Consider the following 16,119-nt stretch of genomic DNA (forward strand, 5'->3'; position numbering starts at 1 on the left):
CTTAATAATATGTATCAAAAAGACCAAATACCAAACAATAACTTAAATGCACACGAGATTGATTTTGAAATCTTTGGTGAAGAAATGCAATATGTAGAAATCGAATTAGATCCAGAAGAAGGTGTTATAGCTGAAGCAGGTAGCTTTATGATGATGGACGATGGCATTAAAATGGAAACTATATTTGGTGATGGATCTCAAAAAGACACAGGTTTTTTAGGAAAAGTTTTCGGTGCTGGAAAACGTCTTTTAACAGGAGAAAGTCTTTTTATGACTGCTTTTTACAACAATCTTACCGGAAAACGTAAGGTTAGTTTTGCTTCTCCCTATCCAGGAAAAATTGTAGCAATTGATTTGTTAGAGTACAACGGTAAATTTATTTGCCAAAAAGATGCTTTTTTATGTGCAGCTAAAGGCGTAAGTGTAGGTGTTGAGTTTAGTAAAAAACTTGGTCGTGGATTGTTTGGAGGTGAAGGTTTTATCATGCAAAAATTAGAAGGTGATGGATTAACATTTGTACATGCAGGTGGAACTTTGGCTAGAAAAGTTTTAAAACCAGGCGAAACATTAAGAGTAGATACAGGATGTATTGTTGGATTTACACAAGATGTAAATTATGATATAGAGTTTGTTGGTGGTATTAAAAACACTGTTTTTGGAGGTGAAGGTTTGTTTTTTGCCAAGCTTGAAGGTCCAGGTGTTGTTTATATACAATCTTTACCATTTAGTAGATTGGCAGGACGTGTTTTACAAAGCGTACCAAGTGGTGGTAAAAGTAAAGGCGAAGGTAGTATTTTAGGAGGTTTAGGAGATTTGTTAGATGGTGATAATAGGTTCTGATTTTACTGTTTTAACTTTGTTTTAACTGTTAAAATTTGAAGTCAGTAAGTTTTGAATAATATTTTTTCATTACCTTTAATCGAAACTTTTAAACTGTTTGCCTATAGTATAACACTACTTTAATTTAACCAAATCCAATAATTAATTATGGCAAGAGCAATGTTTGAGTACACTAAAACTGTACTACAAAAGGTTAGTTTTGACACTACGTTGTTTTGCAAAGAAGTACAAAAAGCCCTAGAACGCCTTTTACCATATGAGGTAGAAGAACTTAAAGTTTACATACAGTCTTTAGTACAGCAAAACCCAAAACTAGACCAGTGTTTAATTTATTTAAACCCTTAAAAAAATAAAATTTTAAAAAAGCGACCTATTAGGTCGCTTTTTTTGTGTTAATGCACAAGATTAATTAAAAAAAGACGTCTTAATAATGTAACTTTGCCAAAATTTTATTTTTCTGAAAAAGCTATTTACAATATTATTGTTTTTATCATTTGCTATACGTCCAATGTATTACGTTGGTTATGTGGCTTATTTTCAGTTAAACATAGATTACATTGTAGATACTTATTGCGTTAATAAAGAAAAACCAAAATTAGCCTGTAACGGTAAGTGTCATTTAGCTAAACAACTTCAATCTGCAACTGCAGATAGCATAAATTCTGAAGGAATAACCTCTTTAGCAGAGTCTTTTTTTCCAGTATTTTATACAACTTATAATTATGACCAACAACAAGTATTGTTAACAGACTTAGACAATCTTGTAAACGTTGCTTACAATCAGAGTTATTCTTTTGACTTTGATTATGTTCATTTTAAACCTCCAATTGCTTAATTTTTATTTATCGACCTAAGCCTAATAAGGCTTAATAACTTACTATTTAAAATAAAAATTATACAAATGAAATTATTAAAATACACATTTGCACTATTAGCGTGTGCAGTAATATCAGCATGTTCATCAGACGATGACGCAACATCAACTGAAGATTTATCAGGACAAACAGGATCATTAACATTAAAATATGATAATGGAGTAGGAGATCAAGATTTTTTATTCTCTACGTCTTACAATAAATCAAATTCAGAATCTTTTAAGTTAGATAATGTAAAATACATTATTAGTAATGTAAGATTTACAGATAGTAATGGAGATGTATTTATGTATCCAACTGAAGATAACGTATTTATTGTTGATGAAGAAGATGGTAATAATGCAGGCGAAATTTACATCACTTTAGATAATGTAGATGCAGCAGATTACGTGTCTGTAACCTTTGGTGTAGGTATAGATCAAGAACGTTTTGCGTTAGGAGCAGAAGGACAAGGTGACTTTTTAGACTTAGCAGACGAAAAAGGTATGATGTGGAGTTGGGCTACTGGTTATAAGTTTATTAGATTAGACGGAACTTACACAACTAGTACTGTTATTGATGAGCCATTAAACATACACATGGGAAGTGTAGGTACCTCTTTAGATAATTATAAAGAAGTAACTTTAGATTTTCCTAATACTGTTTTGGTAAGAACAGATAAATCTCCAGAAGTACACATAAAAGCAGATATTGCTAAGGTATTTGATGGTACTGTATCAGTAAATTTTGCAGATGGATATAATCAAGTGCATACCGACGAGCTTACTACAGGTATTATTGCAACAAATATCTCTTCAATGTTTGAAGTACACCACGTACACAACGATTAAAACTAATAATAATACACCATTGTAAATTTTATAATGGTGTATTAAATTTTATTAAAATGAAAAAAGTAAGCCTTTTAATTTTAGGGTTGGTTACTTTTTTTTCCTGTTCTGATAACTCATCACAAGAAAAGTATGTGCCAATACCCTTACAAATGGAATTGCCGACTAATTTTCCGGACTTAGCCTACAATTTAGATAATAATCCAATTACAGACGCAGGATTTGAGTTAGGTAAAACGTTATTTTACGATGGTAAACTATCATCTAATGGAGCAATACCTTGTGCTTTTTGTCATGAGCAAGCATTTGCATTTACACATCATGGACACACATTAAGTCATGGTGTAAATGGAGCTGTTGGTTTAAGAAATGCACAACCCATCCAAAATTTAGCCTATCAAACCTCGTTTATGTGGGATGGAGCCTCTACACATCTAGATTTACAGCCAATAATACCGCTAACTAGTGAGGTAGAAATGAATGAAACATTAAGTAATGTTATTAGCAAATTACAAGCCGATAGTTATTATCAAGAACAATTTGGTATAGCCTTTGATGATGGTGAAGTTAACTCTGAAAACATGCTAAAAGCATTATCTCAGTTTATGTTAATGATGGTATCTTCCAACTCAAAATACGATAAATATGTAAGAGAAGAAGATGATGTAACATTAACCGCAACAGAATTAGATGGATTAAATACCTTCCAGAATAAATGTAGTACTTGTCACGCAACAGATTTGTTTACAGATCAAACTTTTAGAAATAATGGTTTACCTGTAAACCCACAATTAGATGATAAAGGACGTTACAACGTGTTAGAAAATCCTGATGATTTATATAAGTTTAGAGTCCCAAGTTTGCGTAACGTTGAGGTGTCTTATCCATACATGCATGATGGACGTTTCTCTACACTAGACGCTGTTTTAAATTTTTATGATACAAATGCAGTAGATAATGGTAACGTAGATCCAGAGTTATTAAGACCTGACGGAACTTACGGAATTACATTATCGGACTACGAAAAAGAAAGCTTAATAGCCTTTTTAAAAACATTAACCGATACTCAATTTTTAGAAGATGAACGTTTTGCCGAATTTTAAACAAATACTACTAATTGTGCTGTTTTTAGGTTTCGCTAAAGCGGAAGCACATAGCTTGAAAAGTCCCTGTACAACACATCAACCATTACAAGTGTTGTGTGATCTTTGTGGATGTTCTACCAGTAGCGGAAGCTTTGGGTTTGGAACGCTAAGCAATGCTAACTTTGTTGGAGTACGTTATATTTATCAAAATTTTGAATCAAGAAATGGAATTTTTGAAGATTCGCCATTAAGTAAAGAAACCTTTAATACTTATCAAGTTTGGGCTCAAATACCTATTAACGATTCGTTTTATGTTACCGCTAGTTTACCTTATCAGGATCTTACTAGAGATTTTAACAATATAAAAGAAAACTTAAACGGAATAGGAGATGCTAATATTATAGGTTGGTACAAACATGTGTTTTATAAAAAAGAAGACGAAACTGTTATTAATTTTTCAGGCGAAAAAATAGCTTCAGGACACAGTTTACAGTTTGGTTTAGGTGTTAAGCTACCAACAGGCGAGTTTGAACAACGTTTAACAGATAATATTAATCCTGGTTTTCAAGTGGGAACAGGAAGTGTAGATGGTATCTTTTCGGTAGGATATAATTATGGTAGTGATACTTTTGGTGTCAACACTTTATTAAGTTATTACCTAAAAGGAGAAAACAAGAATGATTACCAATTTGGAGATCAGTTTAGTTATGCAGTTAACTTTTTTACTGCTATACCTAAAGAAAAAATGAATATTATGCCATTTGTTGGATTATCAGGAGATCGATATGATACTATTACACAATACGGAGAAACACTAAAAGACACCGATGGTAGCATCCTAAATGCGTCTATTGGTACAGAGTTGGCTATCGAAAAATTTATTTTTGGAGCCAGTTACACCTTACCAGTAAGTCAAAACTTATTTGGTGAAAATGTACAGTCCAAACAACGATTGTCTTTGTATGTCAATTTTGCATTATAGTAGTAATAAAAAAAGGCGACCATTTAGTCGCCTTTTTTATTACTTACAGTATGTTTATTTTTTGGAAATAGGACTTACAATTTGTACGTTTTGAAACGCAATTGCACCTCTAATAACTCCAGAGATTACATCTTGTAAAGCTTCAATGATTTGCATTTTAAGCTCGCTTTTATGATAGATTAGACTGACTTCTCTAGCAGGAGAAGGCTCAGTAAAATAATGTAAGTTTGCTTTAGATTTTTCGTTTATATCTAAAGTGTGTAAATAAGGTAGTAATGTCATACCTAAACCTTCATTAGATAATTTAATTAATGTTTCAATACTTCCGCTTTCTAACTGAAACTTATCATCAGTATGGTTTTTAAATGCTTTACATAGGTTAATAACACCTTCTCTAAAGCAATGACCATCTTCAAGCAACAGCATATCGTCAATATCTAAATCGGTAATATTTAATTTTTTGTTATCTCTTAATCTGTGATTATTTGGTACGTAAGCTACAAAAGGTTCAAAATATAAAACACGCTCTTTAATTGTTTCGTTTTCTAAAGGTGTTGCAGCAATGGCAGCATCTAAGTGCCCATCATTGATACGTGCAATAATTTCTTCAGTAGTTAATTCTTCAATTTTAAGTTTAACTTTTGGGTATTTTTTGACAAAGTTGTTTAAAAACATTGGTAAAAGAGTAGGCATAATTGTTGGAATGATACCTAATTTAAATTCGCCACCAATAAATCCTTTTTCTTGATCTACAATATCTTGTATTCTGTAGGATTCATTTACAATATTTCTAGCTTGAGTCACTATTTTTTTTCCAACTTCGGTTAGCTCAATTGGTTTTTTACTTCTGTCAAAAATTAAAATATCTAATTGATCTTCTAGTTTTTGAATTTGCATGCTTAATGTTGGTTGTGTTACAAAACATTTTTGAGCAGCTTTAGTAAAATTTTGGTGTTCGGCTACAGCCAAAACATATGATAATTGAGTAATCGTCATGGATATAAATTTAGGTTATAAAAATATAACATCTATCAATAAAACTTATTGAATATCTTGATTATTTAATCGTAAATTTGAGTAACAATCAAAACACAAATATTATGACTTTAAATACATTAGGATTAGATACCCAAAAGACCAAAGAATTAGCAGGACAATTGAATCAGTTATTGGCTAATTTTCAGATTTATTACCAAAATTTAAGAGGAATCCATTGGAATATTAAAGGGAAAAACTTTTTTGATTTACATGTAAAATTTGAAGAGTTATACAATGACGCTAATATGAAAGTTGACGAAATTGCAGAGCGTGTATTAACTCTAGGGGAAACACCTTTGCATACATTTGAGGATTACGTTAAGTTGGCAAAAGTACCAGTTGGTCACAACATATCTGTAGATGACAACGCTGTTGCTTTAATTGTAACTTCGTTAACAGAGTTATTAAAATTAGAACGTGACATTTTAAATGCTGCTGGAGATGCTAATGATGAAGGGACAAGCTCTATGATGAGTGATTTTATTTCTGAGCAAGAAAAAACAGTATGGATGATGAATGCGTGGTTAGGTAAAAGTTTATAAACTACAACTATAGTTAAAAAAAAAGAGCAACAATTGTTGCTCTTTTTTTTATTTAAAATCTGACCTTAAAGTCCAAATCTTGATTAGTGACTTCAAACTTAGCATCACTGTATTGTGGTGGTCCATAGCTTAATGGGGTATTGGTCATTCCGTAGTTTTCTAAAGGCATACCGTTTTTAAAATCCATACGGTTATTGATGTTTTCATCATGTAGTACCATAACTGCATATGTGCCAGGTTTTACGTTTTTAAAAGTAACCGTTGCTATATTGTTTTCAATTTTAGTTGAGGTATTTTGTATGCCTTGGGTTTTCATCCAAGTTTGATTGTTATGCAATCCAAATATAACTTGTCCTGTATTGTTTTTAACATTGTTAACTGTTACTGTTATGGTTTGTCCAGTTTCATTATTTTGTTCTGTTTGAGCTATTGTTGATAGGCTTAGTGCAAAAAATAAAATAACGTTTAATAATATTGTTTTTGTTTGGTTAAAAGATGTTGTCGTTTTCATAATGTGTTGTTTTAATTGGTTAACACTTCAAATTTGCAACATTTACTACTTGTATAATAAAACAACTTACTGAACTGTACTATTACATACCTGAACTGTATTTTTATTGTAAAGGGATGATTTCTACACGTCTATTTTTTTGTTTTCCTGCTTCTGTGTTGGTTTTATCAATAGGAAACTTAAAAAAACATTATAACTATTAAGTTAATGTGTTTATTTTGAGGGTTTAAGTCGTTTTTGTTATAGTTTTTAGAATGAAAATAATATGGATAAAACCAACCTTTAAGTTTTTAGTTTACATTATAAAAACTAATTTTACCTTTTTTTAAAACATGTTTTATATACTTGATATTTTAGGGACTATTGCTTTTGCCATTTCGGGTGTTTTGGTTGCATTAAACAAGCGTATGGATGCTTTTGGGATATTAATTATTGCTTTTGTAACCGCTGTTGGAGGAGGAACTTTAAGAGATGTTTTAATTGGCGAAACTCCAGTAAGTTGGATGAAGGATATGACCTTTATTTATGTTGTTGTTTTATCTACAATATTTGCTGTTATCTTTAGAACTAAAATAGATTATCTAAGAACCTCTTTATTATTATTTGATACCATTGGTATTGGTTTATACACTGTTGTTGGTGTAGAAAAAGGGATTTCGGCAGAATTACATCCCATTATATGTGTGTTTTTAGGTACTATGAGTGCTTGTTTTGGAGGTGTTATAAGAGATATTTTATGTAATGAGATACCTGTTATTTTTAGGAAAGAAGTCTATGCAACAGCTTGTATACTAGGAGGCGTAACCTATTTTTTGGTTATAAAACTGCCTATAGCCTCTAATTTTGTATTTATTATAGCAGGAGCTGTTGTAATTACGGTTAGATTGATAGCTGTAAGATTTAAGATTAGTTTGCCTAATTTGTATAAGGATTAATTAGGTTGATTTAAATTTTAATTAAATGCCTCACGTAAGCATTTTATAAAATCTTCTAAAGACCCAATGTCATTGTATAACTGGTTTTCAATCTTCAAAATAGGAATTTTATTAAAATCACTTTTAGGCTTAATAGCTTTAAATTCTTTAATTACTTTATTGTAATTAGTGGTGTCTTTATCTAAGTTATATTCGGTGTAATTAATTTTGTTTTTAGTTAAAATGTGTTTAGCATCAGGACATATTAAACAGTCATTTTTAGTATAAATTACAACGTTTTTATTATGTATTTCTTTGTCTAGTTTAAAATCTACTATTTCATAGTCATTATAAACTTCTAATGCATAAGAGACTTCATTTACAACCAAAATGTAGGTGTATTTTCCGGGTTTACCGTTAAGTTTAACCATAGTTAAAACTTTCTTCTTGCTTTTTCCGGCTATGGTTTGTAAAATTGGACGCTCACTACTACGTCTAAAATCGTTTGTTTCAATTTTTAAAAAAATATCGTAGGATATAGAGTCTGTATTTTCAATAAAAATCTCGTAACGTTTACCAGTTATTTTTTCAGATAACTTTACATATTTATGATTGTTTTGCGCTAAAGCAGTTAGTGATACTAATGTTATAAGTATTAGAGTTAGGTTTCTTATCATTTTAAGAGGTTTACAAAGTAAAAGTAACAGATTAAAATTATATTTGCATAAACCATACCATAATATTTATGTCTTTAAACTTAACAAAACCAATTTGCTTTTTTGATTTAGAAACCACAGGAATTAACATTACCTCAGATAGAGTTGTAGAGATTTCTATCTTAAAAGTGTTTCCTAATGGTAATAAAGAAAGTAAAACTTGGTTAGTCAATCCAGAAATGCCAATACCAGCTGAGGTATCAGCTATACATGGAGTAACCGACGAAAGAGTTGCAAACGAGCCAACATTTAAACAATTAGCGCCAGAAATTAACGCTATGATTAAAGATGCAGATTTAGCAGGATTTAATTCTAATAGATTTGATATTCCGCTTTTAGCAGAAGAAATGTTGCGTGCAGATTTAGATTTTGACATGAAAGGTCGTGTTGCTGTCGATGTACAAACTATTTTTCATAAAATGGAACAACGTACATTAAGTGCAGCTTATAAATTTTACTGTGACAAAAGTTTAGAAAATGCTCATACAGCCGAAGCTGATACCTTAGCAACTTATGAGGTTTTAAAAGCACAAGTAGAACGTTATGACGAGCTTGAAAATGACACTAAGTTTTTAGCCGAGTTTAGTTCGCGTAGACGATTTGCAGATTTTGCTGGTTTTATTAGCTTTAACAAAGAAAATCAAGAAGTATTTTCTTTTGGGAAACATAAAGGAAAACTAGTTACAGAGGTTTTAGATAAAGAACCTGGTTACTTTGGATGGTTGTTAAACGCAGACTTTCCTTTATATACCAAAAAAGTTTTAACAGCAATTAAGTTAAGAGCTTTAAATAATAAGTTTTAACCAGATTTACATATTTCAATCAATAATTACAAACAGTGTTTTAAATACATAAGTATATGAAATTAATTTGCATAGGTCGTAATTACACAGACCATATCAAAGAGTTAGAAAACGAAAAACCTACAGATCCAGTAGTGTTTATTAAATCTGATAATGCTATACTTTTAAAAAAACAACCATTTTTTATTCCCGATTTTTCAAACGAAATTCATTACGAATTAGAAGTTTTGGTAAAAATTAATAAGTTAGGAAAACACATTGATAAAAAATTTGCACACAAATATTATGACCAATTAAGTGTCGGAATAGATTTTACTGCACGCGATTTACAAAAAAAATTAAAAGACAAAGGTTTGCCTTGGGAAAAAGCTAAATCCTTTGATGGAGCAGCAGTAGTAGGACAATGGATTGATAAGTCTGAAGTTGCACATGTTGATAATCTTAATTTTAGGTTAGAAAAAAATGAAACTGTGGTACAAACCGCAAATACTAATTTAATGTTGTGGAAAATTGACGAATTAATAGAATATGTCTCAAAATATTTTACTTTAAAGATTGGAGACATTATATTTACAGGAACACCAGCTGGAGTTGGCAAGGTAGTTGCCAATGATAAATTAAAAGGATTTCTTGAAGATAAAGAGTTATTTTCAATAACAGTAAAATAAATGGAACAACATTACAAATTACATAGAATTAAAGAGTTAGCAGATAATGATCAAGATTTTATATTAGCCTTAGCTTCCACATTTATAGAGGAAGTGCCAGGAGATGCTAAAGTGTTGGAAATAGCAGTAAATAACGAAAACTATTTGCTAGCCTATCAAACTGCTCATAAAATGAAACCTACTGTGGATTTATTTGAACTAGGTGTATTAGACGACCTAATTGAAGTTCAAGATTGGGGTAAGTTTGAACAAAAAGATAAAGATATTTCTGAAAAACTACAAATCGTTTTAGATGCAGTAGATAGAACAACTAAAGAAATAATACAAGATTTTAAATTGTAATGCAAGCCGAAATAATTACAATAGGTGACGAGATACTTATTGGCCAAATCATAGATACCAATTCTGCATTTATAGGTAAAGCCTTAAACTCAATTGGTGTATCTGTGTATCAAATCACCTCTATTCAGGATGAAAAGCAGCACTTGCTTAAAGCTTTTGCTGAAGCAGAACAAAATGCTGATATTATTATCATTACAGGAGGTTTAGGACCAACTAAAGATGATATTACAAAACATACATTAACCGAGTATTTTAATGATGTTTTAGTACAAAACAATCAAGTTTTACAACATGTAGAACAGTTGTTTAAAAAATACATCAATCAGCCCATTTCAGATCTTAATAAACAACAAGCATTAGTGCCATCTAAGGCTAAAGTGTTAAACAATCGTTTTGGGACAGCACCAGGAATGTGGTTAGAAAAAGGCAATAAAACGTTTATATCACTTCCAGGAGTGCCTTATGAGATGAAAGCCTTAATTGATAATGAAGTCCTACCAAATTTAGCCGAAAAATACAAAAGACCATTTATCTTACATAAAACTATTTTAACTTATGGTTTAGGTGAAAGTGTTGTTGCAGAACGTATTGAAGCTATTGAAGACGCATTACCTAAACATATAAAGTTAGCCTATCTGCCAACATTAGGAGCAGTTAGATTAAGATTATCTGGTAAAGGTGAAGATGAAGCTGTTTTAGCTAAAGATATAGAGATACAGGTTAAAAAAATCTTACCATTAATTCAAGATATATTTGTTGGTTTTCAAAATAATAATGAAGGTTTAGAACTTATAATTGCTAAACAATTAGCTAAAATGGGAAAAACTTTGGCTTTAGCCGAAAGTTGTACAGGAGGAAAATTATCCGAGAAATTTACATCTCATTCTGGTGCATCAGCATTTTATAAAGGTGCAGTTGTTAGTTATGCTACGCAAACTAAAATTGATGTTTTAGACGTTTCTGAAACATTAATTAATCAGTATTCGGTAGTAAGTGAGCAAGTTGCAAAAGCTATGGCAACTAATGTTAGACAAAAATTAAAATCTGATTTTGCAATTGCTACTACAGGAAACGCAGGACCAACAAAAGGAGATAGTGATGCTGAGGTAGGTACTGTTTTTATAGCTATAGCTACAAAAGACAAGGTTCAAGCTTTTGAGTTTAGTATGGGAAACCACAGAGAACGCGTCATAAATAAAACCGTAAATAAAGCATTAGAGTTGTTTCAAAAAGAAATTTTTGAAAATTAATTACAAACATATTGTCAGATAGTAAAAAATTAGTATATTTGCACCTCGATTTTTAATAACATATTTTAAAGATATATAGTAATGTCAAGAGTTTGTGAACTTACAGGAAAGAAGGCAATGGTTGGAAACAACGTGTCTCACGCAAAGAATAGAACTAAGCGTACATTTGATGCTAATTTAATTAAAAAACGTTTTTATATTCCTGAAGAAGATCAGTGGATTACTTTAAAGATATCTACATCAGCGTTAAAAACAATTAATAAAATCGGTATCTCAGCTGCTTTGAAAAGAGCTAGAGCTAACGGATTTGTAAAATAATTACCCAAAAGGTAAAAATAATAATTATTATGGCAAAGAAAGGTAATAGAGTACAAGTAATATTAGAGTGCACAGAGCACAAAGAGTCTGGAAAGCCAGGAACGTCTCGTTATATTACAACGAAGAACAAAAAGAATACACCTGATAGAATGGAAATTAAAAAATTCAATCCTATCTTGAAGAAAATGACTGTTCATAAAGAAATTAAATAATATTCTTTATTTATTAAAGAAATAAAAAATATACAGAAATGGCAAAAAAATCAGTAGCATCATTACAGACAGGATCAAAAAGATTATCTAAAGCTATAAAAATGGTTAAGTCTCCAAAAACAGGAGCTTACATGTTTGTAGAGTCTATTATGGCACCAGAATTAGTAAAAGATTTCTTAAACAAGAAATAAGTTTTACTTCTTAAAAGTATTATTAAGCTGCTTTCCTACAGGAAGTGGCTTTTTTGTTTTTAAAATATTACGTTTCTTTACACTCATAAAACTATGACAATGTAGCAGTAATTAAAATTAGGCTTCATAATTGTTATAAATCAACCAAACCAAATAATAAAAAACAGATGAGTTTTTTTAAAAAAATATTTTCTTCAGAAAAAAAAGAAACCCTAGATAAAGGACTAGAAAAATCAAGTACAAGCTTTTTAGGTAAGCTTACTAAGGCTGTTGCTGGTAAATCTAAAGTAGATGATACTGTTTTAGATAACCTAGAAGAGGTTTTAGTCTCTAGTGATGTTGGTGTAAATACAACCTTAAAAATTATTGATCGTATAGAAGCTAGAGTAGCTAAAGATAAATACTTAGGTACTGACGAGCTAAATAAGATATTAAGAGAAGAAATCGCTGGATTATTGTCAGAAACAAATTCTGGTGAAGATACCGAGTATAAAGTACCTGTTTTACCAAAGCAAGCAGATGGAACCAAAACCCCATATGTTTTAATGGTTGTAGGTGTTAATGGTGTTGGTAAAACTACAACAATCGGAAAGTTGGCATACCAATTCAAAAAACAAGGATTAAAAGTTGTCCTAGGTGCAGCAGATACTTTTAGAGCAGCAGCTATAGATCAGTTACAGGTTTGGGCTGATCGTGTAGATGTACCAATGGTCCGTCAAGATATGGGAAGTGATCCTGCTTCTGTTGCATTTGATGCTTTACAATCTGGTGTTAATCAAGAGGCAGACGTTATTATTATTGATACAGCAGGTCGTTTACATAATAAAGTTAATTTAATGAATGAGTTAACTAAAGTTAAACGTGTCATGCAAAAAGTTGTTGGTGATGCACCACATGATGTATTATTAGTTTTAGATGGTAGTACAGGTCAAAATGCTTTTGAGCAAGCTAAGCAATTTACTGCTGCAACAGAGGTTACTAGCCTTGCAGTTACTAAATTAGATGGTACAGCTAAAGGTGGAGTGGTAATTGGTATTAGTGATCAATTTCAAATTCCTGTAAAATATATTGGTGTTGGAGAAGGTATTGAAGACTTACAAGTCTTTAACAAATTTGAGTTTGTAGATTCATTTTTCAAATAAACATGACTTTTAATTCTGATCGGATTTTTAGAATCATTACTGTATTTGTAATACTTTATTTATTAGTAACAATTGGTAGTAATATAGTTTTTGCTGTAAGTTCATTTTTACAACCAAAAAGTCCATTAATTCCTGAAAAATTAATTTACTATTCGCTTTTTCCTTTAATATTTTTAATACCGTTTTTTGCGTTTTGTGTTTGGTATTGTTGGAAAAGTCTATTTAAAGAAACAATTAATAAGGTGGTAATTACTTTGATATTTGCAATTTGTTTATTCTATTTTTTCTGCCCTAATATTGTATTTGATGGACTATATAGTATTAACCCTTATAGAGTATAAATTTATTAATTAAATACGTTATTTAATTTTTCCCAAAGCTCATTGTCATAATTTGATAAAGCAAAATTTGAGGCGTCAGCTGCTTCTCCCATTCTCACAATAACCAAATCTTTACTAGGTACAATGTATATCTTTTGGTCATTTTTACCCAAAGCACAGTACATATCACTTGGACCATTGGGAATTAATTCACCTGGAAACTCAAACTGAGTTTGAGGTAGATGAAAACTTGACTTTCCATTTAACCACCATAAATAACCATAAGATTTATTAATGTTTTGTGATGTGTTTGTAGCTTCATTTAAAAAAGATTCTGACACAATTTGTGTGTTGTCCCATTTTCCATTGGCATATGTCATTAACCCAAATCTTGCCATACTTCGTGTATTACTCCAATACACGCTTAAGTCATCTAGATTAAACCAACTACCTGACATACCAATTTTATTTTTTAAGTTTTCATCAAAATAATCAGACCAACTTTGATTACTAACTGTAGCAATAACATCCTGTAATTTGACGTATACATTGTGGTATGCCCAACGATTGTTAGCGTCTGCAACATATTGTAAGTTTTCTGGAGCAGCACTATCGCCTAATGTATCATCTAATCCTGAGGTCATAGATAATAAATTAGTGCAAGTAATTAAATTTTCTTTATCAATTGTAATGTTAGTCCAACCTGTGCCTAAATAATCGGATACTTTATTATTAATATCTAACAATCCTTGGTCTTGAGCAATACCAGTTACAGTTGTAGTTAATGTTTTTCCTGCACTTGCCCAATACCATCCTGAAGTTTCGGTATGATCATTAAAATAAGCTTCCCAAGCTATTTTTCCTTTATGCAAAATTATAAATGACTTTGTGTTTGAACTATTTAAAAAATCTGATAGTTCAGTCAATGCAGACGTATTCCATTGTAAATCTAATGGACTTACAGTGTCCCAAGTTTCCGAATTTAAAGGTGGAAAATATATAGATTCTGTTTCTTCAATTTCATTCAAAACAGTTTCATCTTCAGAAGAGCAACTTAAACTCATGAAAATTAGTAAACTAAGTGTTAAATAGGTTAGTCTCATAGTATTAGTTTTCTTTTTTACTAATATAAATCAAAATGTTTTAATATCAGTTATTTTAAAATTAGATAGTATCTTTGCAGTCCAAATTTGAGGTATGAGAACAAAATCACTTAAAAAGAACAAAATCAACGTAATAACTTTAGGTTGTAGTAAAAATGTTTACGATAGCGAAGTCCTAATGGGACAATTAAAAGCTAACGGAAAAGAAGTTGTGCATGAGGAAGAAGGTAATGTAGTAGTGATTAATACTTGTGGCTTTATTAATAATGCCAAAGAAGAAAGTGTGAACACTATTTTAGAGTACATGCAAAAAAAGGAAGAAGGTGAAGTAGATAAGGTATTTGTTACAGGTTGTTTAAGTGAAAGATATAAGCCAGATTTACAAAAGGATATTCCTAATGTTGATCAATATTTTGGAACTACAGAATTACCAGGATTATTAAAAGCATTGGGTGCAGATTATAAACATGAGTTAATTGGTGAGCGTCTTACAACGACACCAAAAAATTATGCGTATCTAAAAATTGCTGAAGGTTGTGATAGACCATGCAGTTTTTGTGCTATACCATTAATGAGAGGTAAGCACAAGTCTACACCTATCGAAAATTTAGTGACTGAAGCTGAAAAATTAGCAGCCAATGGAGTTAAAGAATTAATTTTAATAGCTCAAGATTTAACATATTATGGTTTAGATTTATACAAAAAACGAAACTTAGCTGAGTTATTAGAAAATCTAGTTAAGGTTGAAGGTATAGAATGGATTAGACTGCATTATGCCTTTCCTACTGGTTTTCCGATGGATGTTTTAGATTTAATGAAACGTGAACCTAAAATTTGTAATTATCTTGATATACCATTACAACACATTAGTGATGATTTATTAAAAAGTATGCGTCGTGGAACAACAAAAGCTAAAACGACTAATTTAATAGAGCAGTTTAGAGCAAAAGTGCCAGAAATGACTATTAGAACGACATTAATTGTTGGTTATCCAGGTGAAACTGAAGCTCATTTTCAAGAATTAAAACAATGGGTAAAAGACATGCGTTTTGAACGTTTAGGTTGTTTTACTTATTCTCATGAAGAAAATACACATGCTTATAATCTTGAAGATGACGTTTCTCAAGAGGTTAAGCAGGATCGTGCAAATCAAATAATGGAAGTACAATCTCAAATTTCTTGGGAATTAAATCAAGAAAAAATAGGTGATACATTTAAAGTAGTCATAGATCGTAAAGAAGGAAACTATTTTGTTGGTCGTACAGAGTTTGATAGTCCAGATGTGGATAATGAAGTATTAATTGATGCTACTGAAACCTATTTAAAAACTGGTGAATATTACACAATTAAAGTTACTGAAGCTGAAGATTTTGATCTTTACGGTGAAATTGTAAACTAAAAACAACTTAAGCTTTTTAATTAGTTTGGTTACTAAGT

21 protein-coding genes are annotated in these 16,119 nt (G+C 30.8%); 17 read left to right on the forward strand and 4 right to left on the reverse strand.

What is annotated here, in order from left to right; all coding sequences use genetic code 11:
* Positions 1–9: 9 nt before the first annotated feature.
* The 6 genes from JAO71_RS14525 to JAO71_RS14550 all read left to right on the forward strand — a co-directional run bounded on the left by JAO71_RS14525 (position 10) and on the right by JAO71_RS14550 (position 4,612).
* Positions 10–840 carry a TIGR00266 family protein gene (locus JAO71_RS14525; RefSeq protein ID WP_036598879.1) on the forward strand — a complete coding sequence of 277 codons (831 nt, stop codon included), beginning with the start codon at positions 10–12 and terminating at the stop codon, positions 838–840.
* A 147-nt stretch (positions 841–987) separates the two neighbouring features.
* Positions 988–1,185, forward strand: a complete 198-nt coding sequence (locus JAO71_RS14530) for a hypothetical protein (RefSeq protein WP_028290479.1) — start codon at positions 988–990, stop codon at positions 1,183–1,185.
* 136 nt (positions 1,186–1,321) lie between these two features.
* Positions 1,322–1,675 (forward strand): hypothetical protein, encoded by a 354-nt coding sequence (locus tag JAO71_RS14535; protein ID WP_203001512.1) that lies wholly within the window; start codon positions 1,322–1,324, stop codon positions 1,673–1,675.
* Between the two features lie 66 nt (positions 1,676–1,741).
* The gene (locus JAO71_RS14540) at positions 1,742–2,545 is read left to right on the forward strand and encodes an MbnP family protein (protein ID WP_203001514.1); all 804 of its coding nucleotides are present in this window, start codon (positions 1,742–1,744) and stop codon (positions 2,543–2,545) included.
* 56 nt (positions 2,546–2,601) lie between these two features.
* Positions 2,602–3,648 (forward strand): cytochrome-c peroxidase, encoded by a 1,047-nt coding sequence (locus tag JAO71_RS14545; RefSeq protein WP_116823225.1) that lies wholly within the window; start codon positions 2,602–2,604, stop codon positions 3,646–3,648.
* Positions 3,626–4,612: a transporter family protein gene (locus JAO71_RS14550; RefSeq protein WP_394370874.1), complete on the forward strand. Its 987-nt coding sequence runs from the start codon at positions 3,626–3,628 to the stop codon at positions 4,610–4,612. The genes JAO71_RS14545 and JAO71_RS14550 overlap by 23 nt, the downstream gene beginning before the upstream one ends.
* Before the next feature lie 54 nt (positions 4,613–4,666).
* Here JAO71_RS14550 and JAO71_RS14555 read toward each other — a convergent pair whose 3' ends face one another.
* A complete protein-coding gene (locus JAO71_RS14555) occupies positions 4,667–5,608 on the reverse strand; it encodes a LysR substrate-binding domain-containing protein (RefSeq protein WP_028290475.1) in 942 nt (313 codons plus the stop codon).
* Positions 5,609–5,712: 104 nt separating this feature from the next.
* Here JAO71_RS14555 and JAO71_RS14560 point away from each other — a divergent pair, with 104 nt between their 5' ends.
* A complete protein-coding gene (locus tag JAO71_RS14560; RefSeq protein ID WP_028290474.1) occupies positions 5,713–6,192 on the forward strand; it encodes a Dps family protein in 480 nt (159 codons plus the stop codon).
* Between the two features lie 52 nt (positions 6,193–6,244).
* Here JAO71_RS14560 and JAO71_RS14565 read toward each other — a convergent pair whose 3' ends face one another.
* Positions 6,245–6,703: a DUF2141 domain-containing protein gene (locus JAO71_RS14565; protein ID WP_203001518.1), complete on the reverse strand. Its 459-nt coding sequence runs from the start codon at positions 6,701–6,703 to the stop codon at positions 6,245–6,247.
* A gap of 332 nt (positions 6,704–7,035) precedes the next feature.
* On the opposite strand from JAO71_RS14565, the gene JAO71_RS14570 reads away from it, so the two are divergent.
* Positions 7,036–7,638, forward strand: a complete 603-nt coding sequence (locus tag JAO71_RS14570) for a trimeric intracellular cation channel family protein (RefSeq protein ID WP_203001520.1) — start codon at positions 7,036–7,038, stop codon at positions 7,636–7,638.
* Between the two features lie 17 nt (positions 7,639–7,655).
* On the opposite strand, the gene JAO71_RS14575 is transcribed toward JAO71_RS14570, so the two are convergent.
* Positions 7,656–8,294: a glutaredoxin family protein gene (locus tag JAO71_RS14575; RefSeq protein ID WP_116823223.1), complete on the reverse strand. Its 639-nt coding sequence runs from the start codon at positions 8,292–8,294 to the stop codon at positions 7,656–7,658.
* 68 nt (positions 8,295–8,362) lie between these two features.
* On the opposite strand from JAO71_RS14575, the gene JAO71_RS14580 reads away from it, so the two are divergent.
* From JAO71_RS14580 to ftsY, 8 genes are all read left to right on the forward strand, one after another.
* Positions 8,363–9,136: a 3'-5' exonuclease gene (locus JAO71_RS14580; RefSeq protein WP_116823222.1), complete on the forward strand. Its 774-nt coding sequence runs from the start codon at positions 8,363–8,365 to the stop codon at positions 9,134–9,136.
* 56 nt (positions 9,137–9,192) lie between these two features.
* Complete coding sequence (locus JAO71_RS14585) at positions 9,193–9,804, forward strand: fumarylacetoacetate hydrolase family protein (RefSeq protein WP_028289503.1); 612 nt, start codon at positions 9,193–9,195, stop codon at positions 9,802–9,804.
* Positions 9,805–10,146, forward strand: a complete 342-nt coding sequence (locus JAO71_RS14590) for a hypothetical protein (protein WP_054851543.1) — start codon at positions 9,805–9,807, stop codon at positions 10,144–10,146.
* On the forward strand, positions 10,146–11,396 hold the full coding sequence (locus JAO71_RS14595; protein ID WP_116823221.1) for a competence/damage-inducible protein A: 1,251 nt from the start codon (positions 10,146–10,148) through the stop codon (positions 11,394–11,396). The genes JAO71_RS14590 and JAO71_RS14595 overlap by 1 nt, the downstream gene beginning before the upstream one ends.
* Before the next feature lie 81 nt (positions 11,397–11,477).
* Entirely contained in the window at positions 11,478–11,714 is a 237-nt protein-coding gene (rpmB, locus tag JAO71_RS14600) for a 50S ribosomal protein L28 (protein ID WP_028289506.1), read from the forward strand.
* Positions 11,715–11,743: 29 nt separating this feature from the next.
* A complete protein-coding gene (rpmG, locus tag JAO71_RS14605) occupies positions 11,744–11,926 on the forward strand; it encodes a 50S ribosomal protein L33 (protein WP_028282775.1) in 183 nt (60 codons plus the stop codon).
* Positions 11,927–11,964: 38 nt separating this feature from the next.
* The gene (locus tag JAO71_RS14610; protein ID WP_082396086.1) at positions 11,965–12,117 is read left to right on the forward strand and encodes a DUF4295 domain-containing protein; all 153 of its coding nucleotides are present in this window, start codon (positions 11,965–11,967) and stop codon (positions 12,115–12,117) included.
* A gap of 167 nt (positions 12,118–12,284) precedes the next feature.
* Positions 12,285–13,259 (forward strand): signal recognition particle-docking protein FtsY, encoded by a 975-nt coding sequence (ftsY, locus tag JAO71_RS14615; RefSeq protein WP_203001522.1) that lies wholly within the window; start codon positions 12,285–12,287, stop codon positions 13,257–13,259.
* Between the two features lie 346 nt (positions 13,260–13,605).
* Here ftsY and JAO71_RS14620 read toward each other — a convergent pair whose 3' ends face one another.
* Positions 13,606–14,682, reverse strand: coding sequence for a serine hydrolase domain-containing protein (locus JAO71_RS14620; RefSeq protein ID WP_203001524.1), 1,077 nt, complete (start codon positions 14,680–14,682; stop codon positions 13,606–13,608).
* A gap of 94 nt (positions 14,683–14,776) precedes the next feature.
* Here JAO71_RS14620 and rimO point away from each other — a divergent pair, with 94 nt between their 5' ends.
* Positions 14,777–16,081 (forward strand): 30S ribosomal protein S12 methylthiotransferase RimO, encoded by a 1,305-nt coding sequence (gene rimO / locus JAO71_RS14625; protein WP_203001526.1) that lies wholly within the window; start codon positions 14,777–14,779, stop codon positions 16,079–16,081.
* Positions 16,082–16,119: the final 38 nt, after the last annotated feature.

Origin of the sequence: Olleya sediminilitoris (genome assembly GCF_016785945.1) — a bacterium.
In the GTDB taxonomy this organism is placed as follows: Bacteria; Bacteroidota; Bacteroidia; order Flavobacteriales; family Flavobacteriaceae; genus Olleya; species Olleya sediminilitoris.

Coding starts and splice junctions, on each gene's coding strand:
- JAO71_RS14540 (WP_203001514.1), top strand. CDS start 1,742: ATGAAATTATTAAAATACACATTTGCACTATTAGCGTGTGCAGTAATA.
- JAO71_RS14570 (WP_203001520.1), top strand. CDS start 7,036: ATGTTTTATATACTTGATATTTTAGGGACTATTGCTTTTGCCATTTCG.
- rpmG (WP_028282775.1), top strand. CDS start 11,744: ATGGCAAAGAAAGGTAATAGAGTACAAGTAATATTAGAGTGCACAGAG.
- rpmB (WP_028289506.1), top strand. CDS start 11,478: ATGTCAAGAGTTTGTGAACTTACAGGAAAGAAGGCAATGGTTGGAAAC.
- JAO71_RS14555 (WP_028290475.1), bottom strand. CDS start 5,608: ATGACGATTACTCAATTATCATATGTTTTGGCTGTAGCCGAACACCAA.
- JAO71_RS14585 (WP_028289503.1), top strand. CDS start 9,193: ATGAAATTAATTTGCATAGGTCGTAATTACACAGACCATATCAAAGAG.
- JAO71_RS14545 (WP_116823225.1), top strand. CDS start 2,602: ATGAAAAAAGTAAGCCTTTTAATTTTAGGGTTGGTTACTTTTTTTTCC.
- JAO71_RS14525 (WP_036598879.1), top strand. CDS start 10: ATGTATCAAAAAGACCAAATACCAAACAATAACTTAAATGCACACGAG.
- JAO71_RS14565 (WP_203001518.1), bottom strand. CDS start 6,703: ATGAAAACGACAACATCTTTTAACCAAACAAAAACAATATTATTAAAC.
- JAO71_RS14610 (WP_082396086.1), top strand. CDS start 11,965: ATGGCAAAAAAATCAGTAGCATCATTACAGACAGGATCAAAAAGATTA.
- JAO71_RS14595 (WP_116823221.1), top strand. CDS start 10,146: ATGCAAGCCGAAATAATTACAATAGGTGACGAGATACTTATTGGCCAA.
- JAO71_RS14590 (WP_054851543.1), top strand. CDS start 9,805: ATGGAACAACATTACAAATTACATAGAATTAAAGAGTTAGCAGATAAT.
- JAO71_RS14620 (WP_203001524.1), bottom strand. CDS start 14,682: ATGAGACTAACCTATTTAACACTTAGTTTACTAATTTTCATGAGTTTA.
- JAO71_RS14530 (WP_028290479.1), top strand. CDS start 988: ATGGCAAGAGCAATGTTTGAGTACACTAAAACTGTACTACAAAAGGTT.
- JAO71_RS14550 (WP_394370874.1), top strand. CDS start 3,626: ATGAACGTTTTGCCGAATTTTAAACAAATACTACTAATTGTGCTGTTT.
- JAO71_RS14575 (WP_116823223.1), bottom strand. CDS start 8,294: ATGATAAGAAACCTAACTCTAATACTTATAACATTAGTATCACTAACT.
- JAO71_RS14580 (WP_116823222.1), top strand. CDS start 8,363: ATGTCTTTAAACTTAACAAAACCAATTTGCTTTTTTGATTTAGAAACC.
- rimO (WP_203001526.1), top strand. CDS start 14,777: ATGAGAACAAAATCACTTAAAAAGAACAAAATCAACGTAATAACTTTA.
- ftsY (WP_203001522.1), top strand. CDS start 12,285: ATGAGTTTTTTTAAAAAAATATTTTCTTCAGAAAAAAAAGAAACCCTA.
- JAO71_RS14560 (WP_028290474.1), top strand. CDS start 5,713: ATGACTTTAAATACATTAGGATTAGATACCCAAAAGACCAAAGAATTA.